This window comes from Paracoccus binzhouensis, assembly GCF_016446475.1.
Taxonomy (GTDB): Bacteria; Pseudomonadota; Alphaproteobacteria; order Rhodobacterales; family Rhodobacteraceae; genus Paracoccus; species Paracoccus binzhouensis.
Genome location: NZ_JAEHFP010000141.1, coordinates 1 through 10,124 on the forward strand (window position 1 = coordinate 1; position 10,124 = coordinate 10,124).

At 67.3% G+C, this 10,124-nt stretch carries 10 protein-coding genes; 3 read left to right on the top strand and 7 right to left on the bottom strand.

All coding sequences use genetic code 11. The features are described 5' to 3' along the window. Positions 1-142: 142 nt before the first annotated feature. A complete protein-coding gene (locus tag I9P22_RS21360) occupies positions 143-745 on the top strand; it encodes an outer membrane protein (RefSeq protein ID WP_199261941.1) in 603 nt (200 codons plus the stop codon). Positions 746-798: 53 nt separating this feature from the next. On the opposite strand, the gene I9P22_RS21365 is transcribed toward I9P22_RS21360, so the two are convergent. From I9P22_RS21365 to I9P22_RS21380, 4 genes are all read right to left on the bottom strand, one after another. Continuing rightward, on the bottom strand, positions 799-3,081 hold the full coding sequence (locus tag I9P22_RS21365; RefSeq protein WP_199261943.1) for an NADP-dependent malic enzyme: 2,283 nt from the start codon (positions 3,079-3,081) through the stop codon (positions 799-801). A gap of 82 nt (positions 3,082-3,163) precedes the next feature. After that, the gene (locus I9P22_RS21370) at positions 3,164-4,534 is read right to left on the bottom strand and encodes an oligosaccharide flippase family protein (protein ID WP_199261945.1); all 1,371 of its coding nucleotides are present in this window, start codon (positions 4,532-4,534) and stop codon (positions 3,164-3,166) included. After that, positions 4,534-6,018: a GumC family protein gene (locus tag I9P22_RS21375; RefSeq protein ID WP_199261947.1), complete on the bottom strand. Its 1,485-nt coding sequence runs from the start codon at positions 6,016-6,018 to the stop codon at positions 4,534-4,536. The genes I9P22_RS21370 and I9P22_RS21375 overlap by 1 nt, the downstream gene beginning before the upstream one ends. 50 nt (positions 6,019-6,068) lie before the next feature. Then, positions 6,069-6,806, bottom strand: a complete 738-nt coding sequence (locus tag I9P22_RS21380; protein ID WP_199261949.1) for a P-loop NTPase family protein — start codon at positions 6,804-6,806, stop codon at positions 6,069-6,071. A gap of 303 nt (positions 6,807-7,109) precedes the next feature. On the opposite strand from I9P22_RS21380, the gene I9P22_RS21385 reads away from it, so the two are divergent. After that, positions 7,110-7,937, top strand: a complete 828-nt coding sequence (locus I9P22_RS21385) for a glycosyltransferase (protein WP_199261951.1) — start codon at positions 7,110-7,112, stop codon at positions 7,935-7,937. 10 nt (positions 7,938-7,947) lie between these two features. On the opposite strand, the gene I9P22_RS21390 is transcribed toward I9P22_RS21385, so the two are convergent. Then, positions 7,948-8,709 (bottom strand): hypothetical protein, encoded by a 762-nt coding sequence (locus I9P22_RS21390; protein WP_332909057.1) that lies wholly within the window; start codon positions 8,707-8,709, stop codon positions 7,948-7,950. Between the two features lie 305 nt (positions 8,710-9,014). Between I9P22_RS21390 and I9P22_RS21395 the strand changes: the two genes are divergently transcribed. Next, the gene (locus tag I9P22_RS21395) at positions 9,015-9,710 is read left to right on the top strand and encodes a sugar transferase (RefSeq protein ID WP_199261956.1); all 696 of its coding nucleotides are present in this window, start codon (positions 9,015-9,017) and stop codon (positions 9,708-9,710) included. Between the two features lie 26 nt (positions 9,711-9,736). Here the strand turns inward: I9P22_RS21395 and I9P22_RS21400 are convergent, their stop codons facing one another. Continuing rightward, positions 9,737-9,916, bottom strand: a complete 180-nt coding sequence (locus tag I9P22_RS21400) for a hypothetical protein (protein WP_233253526.1) — start codon at positions 9,914-9,916, stop codon at positions 9,737-9,739. A gap of 20 nt (positions 9,917-9,936) precedes the next feature. Further along, on the bottom strand, positions 9,937-10,124 hold a 188-nt coding region (locus I9P22_RS24680; RefSeq protein ID WP_233253524.1), incomplete at its 5' end, for a hypothetical protein.

Genomic DNA, 10,124 nt, shown 5'->3' on the forward strand with positions numbered 1-10,124 from the left:
GGTCTGCGATCTGTTCTCCGACGAGGAGTGCTACAACTACTTCAAAACCGCCGGGTATGAGGCCGATTGAGTGCAACAGGCTCTAGGCATTGGGCCCGAGTGATCTGGGCCGCATCGGCCCGCAAGAAATGGAGAACTCACAATGAAAGCAATTGGTTACGCAACCCTTGTCTCGCTGGTCGCGGGTGGTGCCTATGCCGGCGGCTATGTCGCCCCGGTGGTCGAGCAGCCGGTGGCCGCCCCGATCGAGACGGCCGCCCCGGCCCCTGTCGGCAATTGGGACGGCTTCTATGCCGGTCTGCAATACGGCAAGGGTAGCGGCAATCTGGGCAATCGCGGCACGCTGCCGGACCTGGACGATTTCGACGCCTATGGTGTGCATGCCGGCTATCAGCGCGGCTTCGGCAGTTTCGTGCTGGGCGGCGAGCTGGACTATAACAAGGTCTCGCCGGACGAGGTCTACAGCGACGGCGACATGACCCGGCTGCGGCTGCGGGCCGGCTATGACGCCGGCAGGTTCCTGCCCTATGCCACGCTGGGCGCGGCCAAGCTGGACACCGACGAATTCTCGGATACCGGCCTGACCTACGGCCTGGGCGTGGATTACAAGGTCGCCGAGCACTTCACCGTCGGCGCGGAATATACCCGCAACGATTTCAAGGACGTGCTGCAGGACAGCGCCGGCGTGGACGGCAACGACCTGGACCTGAACATGGTGCAGTTGCGCGCGTCCTACAAGTTCTGACGCCCAGATCCTGACACGGCGGCGGGCGCCCCTTGCCGGGGCGCCCGCATCGCTTATTTCACCTGCCCCAGCCTTCCGGCCGCGATGGCGGCCATGTTCAGGATGTCGTTCACCGTCGAGCCGGTCGAGCAGATCTGGATCGGCTGCGGCACCCCGGTCAGGATCGGGCCGATCACCGTCGCCCCCGCCATCTCCTGCAAGAGCTTCACCGAGATCGAGGCCGAGTGCCGCGCCGGCACCACCAGCACGTTGGCCGGCCCCTTCAGCCGCGAGAACGGATATTTCGCCGCCTGCGACGGATTCAGCGCCACATCGACGGTCATCTCGCCCTCATATTCGAAATCGACCTTGCGGGCGTCCAGAACCTCGGTGGCATGGGCCATCTTCACCGCCCGCTCGCTGACCGGATAGCCGAAATTCGAGAAGGACAGGAAGGCGACCTTCGGCTCCAGCCCCAGGCCGCGGGCGACATGGGCGCCGCGGGTGGCGATGTCGGCCAGGTCCTCGGCCTCGGGCCATTCATGGACCAGCGTGTCGCCCATCAGGACGATGCGGCCATTGTGCAGCACGGCGGTGATGCCCACGGCGCCATCGGCCGGCGTCACGTCGAAGACCATGCCGATCTGCGACAGCACATGCGCATTCTTGCGCGTCGCCCCGGTCACCAGCCCGTCGCCATGGCCATGCGCCAGCATCAGCGATGCAAAGACATGCCGGTCGCGATTGGCCAGCTTGACCGCATCCTCGCGGTCATAGCCCTTGCGCTGCAACCGGGCGTAGAGGGTTTCGTGATATTGCTCCAGATGGCGCGAATTGCCGGCATTGACCACCGAGATCTCGCGCGCGGCATCGCCCAGGCCGACGGTCTCCAGCTTTTCCTTCACGTCATGCTCGCGGCCGACGACGATGGACTGGCCCATGCCGCCGCGCTGCCAGGCCACGGCGGCGCGCAGCACCCGTAGGTCGTCGCCCTCGGCAAAGATCATCCGGGCCTGGGCCTGGCGGGCACGGGCATGGATGCCCTGCAGGATGGCCGCGGTCGGGTCCATGCGCGCCTTCAGCGACTGGACATAGCCCTCCATGTCGATGATCGGGCGACGGGCGACGCCGGTTTCCATGCCGGCCTTGGCCACGGCGGGCGGCACGACATGGATCAGCCGCGGGTCGAAGGGCGTCGGGATGATGTAGTCGCGGCCGAATTGCAGCTTGCGGCCATAGGCCACGGCGACCTCGTCCGGCACGTCCTCGCGCGCCAGTTCCGCCAGCGCCCGGGCGCAGGCGATCTTCATCTCGTCGTTGATGGCGCGGGCGTGGATGTCCAGCGCACCGCGGAACAGATAGGGAAAGCCCAGGACGTTGTTGACCTGGTTCGGATAGTCCGAGCGGCCGGTGGCGACGATGGCGTCGGGGCGCACGGCATGCGCCTCCTCGGGGGTGATCTCGGGATCGGGGTTCGCCATGGCGAAGATCACCGGGTTCTCGGCCATCGACAGCACCATGTCCTGCGTCACCGCGCCCTTGGCCGAGACGCCCAGGAACACGTCGGCGCCCTTCATCGCCTCTTCCAGCGTGCGCGCCTCGGTCACCACGGCATGGGCGGATTTCCACTGGTTCATGCCCTCGGTGCGGCCCTGGTAGATCACGCCCTTGGTGTCGCACATGATGCAGTTCTCGTGCCGCGCGCCCATGGATTTCAGCAGTTCGAGGCAGGCGATGCCGGCGGCGCCGGCGCCGTTCAGCACGATACGCACATCCTCGATCTTCTTGCCCGACAGTTCCAGCGCGTTGATCAGCCCCGCCGCGCAGATCACCGCCGTGCCGTGCTGGTCGTCGTGGAAGACCGGGATATCCATCACCTCCTTGAGCCGCTGCTCGATGATGAAACATTCCGGGGCCTTGATGTCCTCGAGGTTGATGCCGCCGAAGGTCGGACCCATCAGCCGCACGGCATTGATGATCTGATCCGGGTCTTCGGTATCCAGCTCGATGTCGATGGCGTTCACGTCGGCGAAGCGCTTGAACAGCACCGCCTTGCCCTCCATCACCGGCTTCGAGGCCAGCGCGCCCAGGTTGCCAAGCCCCAGGATCGCGGTGCCGTTCGAGATCACCGCGACCATGTTGCCCTTGACGGTATAGTCATAGGCGGTCTCGGGACGTTCGGCAATGGCCTCGACCGGCACGGCGACGCCGGGGGAATAGGCAAGCGACAGGTCGCGCTGCGTCGCCATCGGGGTCGAGGCCACGATGTCGTATTTGCCCGGCCGGGGCTCCAGGTGATAGGCCAGAGCCTCTTCCCGCGTGATGCGGGACTTGCGCGGGGTATTGTCGTCGCTCATCCGGTTCCTCCTCGTGACGTGGATTTATGCAATAGCCCCGGCGCCAAAGAAACCGAAAGGGGGAAAATGCTTGAAGCTGACCCTAAGGAAACAGCGCCCCGACGACCGCTTGGTGATAGCCGGCCAGCGCCGAGGCTGCGGCGCCCAGGGCGACCAGCGCCGCGACCAGGTCGTGGCGCGGATCCCAGCAGCCATGCCGGCGCGCCAGCCAGACCGTCACCGGATAGCAGAAGACCTGCGACAGCGCCTGGCCGACCAGCAACCCCGGCAGGCCGTGAAGGACGGCGCCGCCCGCGACCAGGGTGAAATAGATCCCGGCGCGCGCGGATTGCATGACGAAGAAGCCCCGCGAATCCCCGGCCGCCAACGCCGAATATTCATAGCTGATCGGAATGACCTGCAGCATCTGGATGCAGGCAATCGCCACCAGGATGCCGCCGGCCGCGGCATAGCGCGCATCGTAAAGCAGATCGACCAGCGGCGGGCCGGCCCAGGCCAGCACGATGGCGGCGAACAGCAGCAGCGCCGTCAGCCCGGCGCGGGCGCGCGCCAGCATGCGGCGGTGATGCGCACCCTCGGCCGGCGGGTGCTCGCGATACAGGGGGATGAACAGCCGCCCACCGATGGCCGAGCCCAGCATCGCCGGCACCGTGGCCAGGAACAGGCCGATATTGTAGATGCCCAGCTGATGCAGGCTCAGCACCCGGCCCAGGATGATGCGGTCGCCCTGGAACAGCAGGAAGCCGCAGATGGTGCTGAAGAAGATCCATTTGCCGAACTTCATCACCTCGGCCCGCGCCTCGGCTTCCAGCCGGAAGCGGTTGCGGCGGCCGGGCAGGAACAGACGGAACATCAGCAGCTGCGCGAAGGCGCCCAGCACATTGCCCCAGACCAGCGCCCAGACCGATTGCAGCATCAGCGCCGCGGCGATGGTGATCAGGATGCCGATCAGCTGGTTGCCCAGCTCGATCACCGTCAGCCGGCCGATCTGCAGATGCCGGGCGGCCGAATCGATGCGCGTGGGCAGGAAGCCGCCCACGATCATCGAGGTGGCGGCGACCGGGAACACCCACCCGAACAGCGGCGCGCCGTAGAAGACCGACAGCGGCCAGGCCATCGCCATCGCGGCCAGGAAGATCAGGAAGCCGCGCACCACCTTCAGCGTCCAGATCGTGTCGAGGAAATCCGGGTCGTCGCCGCGCTTACTTTGCATGATCGAGGGGCCGAAGCCCATGTCGCTGAACATGCTGAGCCCGATCAGGAAGCTGGTCACCAGCGCCATCAGCCCGAAATCGTCGGGGCTGAGGATGCGGGTCAGGATCAGGTTCGAGCCAAGCCGCATGACCTGGCCCAGGCCGAAATTGGCCATGGACCAGGCGCCGCTGCCCAGGGCGCGCGAGGCCAGGCTCTTGCGCGGCGCCTCGGCCGGCCCTTCCGGGGAAGGCGCGTCCATCACCCCATTCCGTCGGTCGGCGTGGCCACGACCCCCGGCGAGGGCAGGCCGGGAATGCCGCCCAGCAGCCACAGCGCCACCACCGCGCCGACCACCAGCAGCGCCACCAGGTAGATGTTGCGGCGGCGGCGGGCCTGCAGGTCGGCCTCGGACAGGCGATAGGGCAACGAGACGATCGGCCGCGTGCCGGTGGCCCGGGCGAACTGGCTGGAGCGGCGCAGGACCGGGTGCATCATCTCCAGCACGAAGGCGACCGCCAGCGCCAGCGTCATGCTGCCGGCCGCGCCCATCACCGCGCTTTTCTTGCGGTTGGACAGCGCCGGATATTCCGGCGGCAGGGCGCGTTCCAGCAGCACGAAACGCTCGGTCTGGTCGTTCTCCATCAGCATCTGCTGGGTTTCGACCTGCGCCAGCTGGCGCGAGATCTCGTTGTAGCGGTCCTGCAGGCGGCGCTGCTGGCGCTGCATGGCCTCAAGCTCGCGCGTGACTTCCGGGGCGCGGGCGCGGGCCTGGTCGATCTCGGTGCGGCGGGTGGCGATGCCGGCCTTCTGCTCGTTCAGCTTGACCAGCTGGGCGTCGATCAGCTCGGCCTGGCGGCGGAGCACGTCCGATCCGCCGATGCCGGCGCCGCTGTTCAGCCGCGCCAGGCTTTCCTCGAGCCGCTTGATCTCGGGGTGGTCGGGATCCAGCGTGCGGCGCGCCTGCGCCAGCTCGATCTCGGCGGCGCGGATCTGCTGAACCAGCGAGGCCGAGGGCCGCGCATCCGCCGCGCTGCCGCCCGCCTCCAGCGACAGCCGCTCGCGCTGCAGGGTCATGATGTCGCGGTCCAGCGTGGTCTCCATCTCGGTCAGCTGGGCCAGCTCGGTCTGCAGGAATTCCTGCGAGGTCGGCAGCGAATCCTCGTTGCGGGCGCTGTATTCGACGATCCTGCGATCCTGCGCCGAAAGCTGCTCGTTCAGGCGCGCCTCCTCGCTGCGCAGGTATTCCTGCGATTCCAGGATGCGGGCCTTGCGGTTCTCGCGGTCGCGGTTGACGACGCTGTCGGCGAAATCGTTGGCGATGGCGGCGGCCATGGCCGGCGTCTCGGCCTGCGAGGTGATGACGATGGCGGCCAGGGCCAGGCGCGAATCCACCGACACACCGGGCGCGGTGATGCTTTCGATGCGGGTCGAGCTGCGCAGCGCCGCGATCTTCTCGGTCTCGCTGAGGCTGGCCGTGTCGGCGAACAGCCCCAGCCGCTCGATCACGTCGAGCAGGTTGGCCCGCGCCATCAGCCGCTGCTCGATCAGCTGCACCCGGCGCGAGGCCGGCAGCGAGCTGTCGACGCCCTGGTCCACCGCCGGCATGTCCAGCTGGATCACCGCCGAGGCCTGGTAGACCCGCGGCGAGGACACGATCAGGTAGAATGAAATCAGCACACCCAGGACCACGATCGTCATCACCAGCGGCAGCCGCCGCCAGATCATCGAGATCAGATCCTGCAAGGATTGAATCGGTCCCAAAATCCTGAACCCTGTCTCTTAAATCATCAACGTCAGTCTTCCGACTTGTTCAGGACGACGCCCATCACCGCGGGCATCCCGGCCAGCAGCCGCTCGGCCTCGGCCATGTCGGCGGCGGTGCCCTTGCGGCCGTCCGCGACCAGCAGCAGCGCATCGGCCAGCGGCAGGGCCGCCAGCGCCGCGTCCTCGGCCAGAAGCGGCGCGGTGTCGAAGACCATCATCTCGGCCGGGTGGCTCTGGTGCAGGCGCTGCATCGCCTGGGCCAGCGCCTCGTCCTGCAGCAACTCGGCGGCGGCCGACTCGGCACGCTCGGGCGCCAGGACCGACAGGTTCGGCGCCTCGTCCACACGCATCAGCAGCCGGTCGAGCCCCGCCCCCTGGCGCAACGTGTCGGCGACCGGGGCGCAGCCGGGAATCGCCAGCTGCCGGGCCACGTCGGGCCCGCCCAGGTTCAGGTCGACCAGCGCCACCCGGGTATGCGGCTGCCGGGCCAGGGCCAGCGACAGGTTCACCGCCACGAAGGTGCCCCCCGCGCCCGGCGTCAGCGGCACCACGGCAAGCTTGCTCCAGCCGCGGCTGCGCATCTCGCGCAGGATGCGGGTGCGCAGCAGCGAGAAGCGCTGCGCGATGATCCTGGCATGTTTCGCGTCCGAGGCGGCCATTGCCGCCTCGCGCCGGATGAACTTGCTGGAAACATGGCCGCGCGCCGTCTCGGGCGCAGCCTGTCCTGCCGGCGTCCTGTCCGGTTCATTCCCTGTCGCGGGCTTCAAACCTGTGGCCCCTCTGCCTCTGGTGGACGCGGCCGCCTTGGGGGCCGCCGCCTGCCGATGACTTTCACGGCAGCGGCATGGTAGCGTCCGGGCCATGAACGCGACAACCGAAAACAGGCAGGATCAGGACAATGCGCCGCATTTCTCCGCGCCGCCTTGCCGAAACCCGCTTCCCGGCCGCGCCCGGCCCGCCGGCGCCGCGGGCGCGGCCGGCCATGCGTGCGATCTTCAGCCCCCGGACGGCGGAGGCCGAATCGGCCGCCCCCGCAGCCCGACCCGCCACCGCAGCCCATTCCGGACCCGATGACCCCCTGCAGCATCATCCTTCCCGCCCATGACGAGGCGGATTACATCGGCCCCTGCCTTGCGCATCTGCTGCGGCAGGACCACCCGGGCCCGGTCGCGGTGATCGTGGTCGCCAATGGCTGCCGGGACGACACCGCCGGCCGGGCCCGGGCCCATGCGCCCGGCTTTGCCGCGCGCGGCTGGACCCTGCGCGTCGAGGAACTGGCACAGGGCGGCAAGATCGGCGCACTGAATCACGGCGACGCCTGCGCCGGGCCCGGGATGCGGGTCTATCTGGATGCCGATATCCGCATGGGGCCGCGGCTGCTTTCCGGGCTGATGCGGGTCCTGGAGGCGCCCGAGCCGCGCTATGCCGGCGGCCGGCTGGTGGTGGCGCCGGCGCGCAGCCCGGTCTCGCGCGCCTATGCGCGATTCTGGCAGAAACTGCCCTTCGTGGCCCAGGCTGTCACCGGCGCCGGGCTGTTCGCGGTGAACCAGGCCGCGCGCGCGCGCTGGGGCGCCTTCCCGCAGGTCATCTCGGACGACACATTCGCCCGGCTGCAATTCGAGGAGGCCGAGCGCTTCCTGGTGGACGAGCCCTATGAATGGCCGCTGGCCGAGGGCTTCGCACGCCTGGTCCGGGTGCGCCGCCGCCAGGACCTGGGCGTGGCCGAGATCGCCCGGCTGTTCCCCGACCTGCCGCGCCGCCAGGGCCATGTCCGGCCCGGTCGCGGCGAATTGCTGCGGCTGGCCGCGGCCGATCCCGCGGGCTTCGCCGCCTATGCCGCGGTGGCGCTGGCGGTGCGCATGCGCCGCGACCAGCCCGGCTGGGCACGCGGCCGCTGAGGCGGCGCCGTCAGTTTCCGGCGCCGAAGGCCTGCACCGTCTCCCAGGCCAGGGCCTGTAGGACGGCGGCCTGGTCGCCGGGCACCTCGGGATAGGGTCCGCCGGCGCCGGGGATCCGGTTGGTCAGCCCCACCGGGCTTTTGCCGGTCAGCGCGGCATAATGGATCATGGCCAGATAGTAGAAGCCGCCGCCCTCGGTCGGGTGGATGTCGTCGGCGAAGAAGTCGCGGATCGAGCTGGCGCCGGGCACCTGGCCCGCCTCGATGGCATCGTGCAGCCGCACCATGCCCAGCCCGGCCGGGATCAGGCGCATCGGCTCCTGCCCCTGGGCGAGGTCCCGGTTCACCCGGTCGGCAATCGCCTGCCATTGCGGCAGGTCCGCCAGGATGCGGTCGCGCCAGGCTTCGGTCAGGCCCGGCTCGATATGGTCCCAGGTCTGGTAGAGATAGGGCTTCACCCGCGGGTTGGACTGCCGGGCCAGCGCGACCCATTTCGCGGCATAGCCGGCGCTGTCGTGATAATCGACGGCCGAAGCCAGCGGCACCCGCTCGGTCAGGACCAGGGCCTGCACGGGATGATTCGGTAGCCATGAGCGGCCGTTCACCCCCTGGGCATGCTGGGCGCCGGTCCACTGGATCTCCAGCGGCGCGCCGTTGATGATCTGCATCTCGACCGGCTTGCCCAGCAATTCCTGCATCATCCCCGGCAGCGCCGGACTGACGAGGCTGTGGCCGACGTAAAGCGCCGCAACGGCCTCAATTAGAAATTGCACCAGACCGCTCATTTTAACAACTCTGAATTGAGAAAACCTTTTTCCAGAATGCCACCCAGCCTTTTCGGATTCCACGGTTTTCAACCAACAGTTGCCGATTAATTTCAGGATCAACCAATTGCTGTGCCGCCGCGACCGCTCACGAATTGACACGGCGGCGTCATCGCGACCATCCGGGCCCGGAACACCTTTCAACACATTGAAAACAAAGGAACCTATACTTTTCGTTAGGCGCTGTTTTCGTTCTAGTTTTATTCAAATGCAAGGCTATACTTCCCTGGTAGTGATTAAGGACAGGTTTTAAAATGCGGCACAGTACCCATTTCGATATCGAGTCGCTCGACTCGGTGCTGCAAGCGGTCCCCAGCGGCACCATCAAGCCCGTCGGGACCCGTTCGTTTTACGCCCGCTTTCTCAAGCGCCCCCTGGATCTGATGGCGGTGGTCATGGCCGCGCCGATCGTCCTGCCGCTGGTGGTGATCCTGGCGCTGGTCATCCTGGGGCATCGCGAGAAGCCCTTTTACACGCAGCTGCGCGTGGGCCGCTCGGGCCGCAGCTTCCGGCTGTGGAAACTGCGCACCATGGTCGAGGATGCGGACAAGCGGCTGGCCGAGCATCTGGCCGCCAATCCCGAGGCCAAGGCCGAATGGGACCTGACGCAGAAGCTGAAGAACGACCCGCGCATCACCCGGACCGGGCATTTCCTGCGCAAGACGTCGCTGGACGAGCTGCCGCAGTTGTGGAACGTGCTCCGCGGCGACATGAGCCTGGTCGGCCCGCGGCCGATGATGCTGGAACAGGCGCAGCTTTACCCGGGGGCGGATTATTACCACCTGCGTCCCGGCGTCACCGGGCTGTGGCAGATCTCGGACCGCAACGACAGCACCTTCGCGGCCCGCGCCACCTATGACGCGCGCTATGCCGCCGAACTGAGCCTTGCGGGCGACATCACGGTCATCGCCAAGACGGTGGGCGTGGTGCTGCGCTGCACCGGCTATTAGGGATCCGAATCCTGGGGCCCCGGGGACTATGGCTGGTGTTCAGCCTGGCGGCGCTGCATCTCGTTCCCCTCGATACATCGGAAGCGCCGCCATGCGACGAAAAGCGTGGCGGCGGGGCCGCTGACCGAGTATAGCAACAGCGCAGCCCAGAACGACAGATCGAAGGCCATGACCCCGATCGCCGCACAAGCCAGCGCGATCGCCACGCCTATCGTCAGAACGCCGCTCAGAGACCCTCTCCTCGAAATGCTTTCGTCCTTCCCATGATACTGCCAAAGAAAAAGCGAATCGCCAGACAAACTTTGGTGTCAGGTTTGGTGATACTGCATCCCACATTCTCCAAGTAAGTCGCTGATTTCGCTGTCGTAATCGTGATATTTCGCATATAAATCATGGCGTTGACGGCTGCGAGGG

Excerpts from the sequence above, each read along its gene's own strand:
- I9P22_RS21395 (WP_199261956.1), top strand. The coding sequence starts at position 9,015 with ATGCGGCACAGTACCCATTTCGATATCGAGTCGCTCGACTCGGTGCTG.
- I9P22_RS21360 (WP_199261941.1), top strand. The coding sequence starts at position 143 with ATGAAAGCAATTGGTTACGCAACCCTTGTCTCGCTGGTCGCGGGTGGT.
- I9P22_RS21370 (WP_199261945.1), bottom strand. The coding sequence starts at position 4,534 with ATGGACGCGCCTTCCCCGGAAGGGCCGGCCGAGGCGCCGCGCAAGAGC.
- I9P22_RS21385 (WP_199261951.1), top strand. The coding sequence starts at position 7,110 with ATGACCCCCTGCAGCATCATCCTTCCCGCCCATGACGAGGCGGATTAC.
- I9P22_RS21365 (WP_199261943.1), bottom strand. The coding sequence starts at position 3,081 with ATGAGCGACGACAATACCCCGCGCAAGTCCCGCATCACGCGGGAAGAG.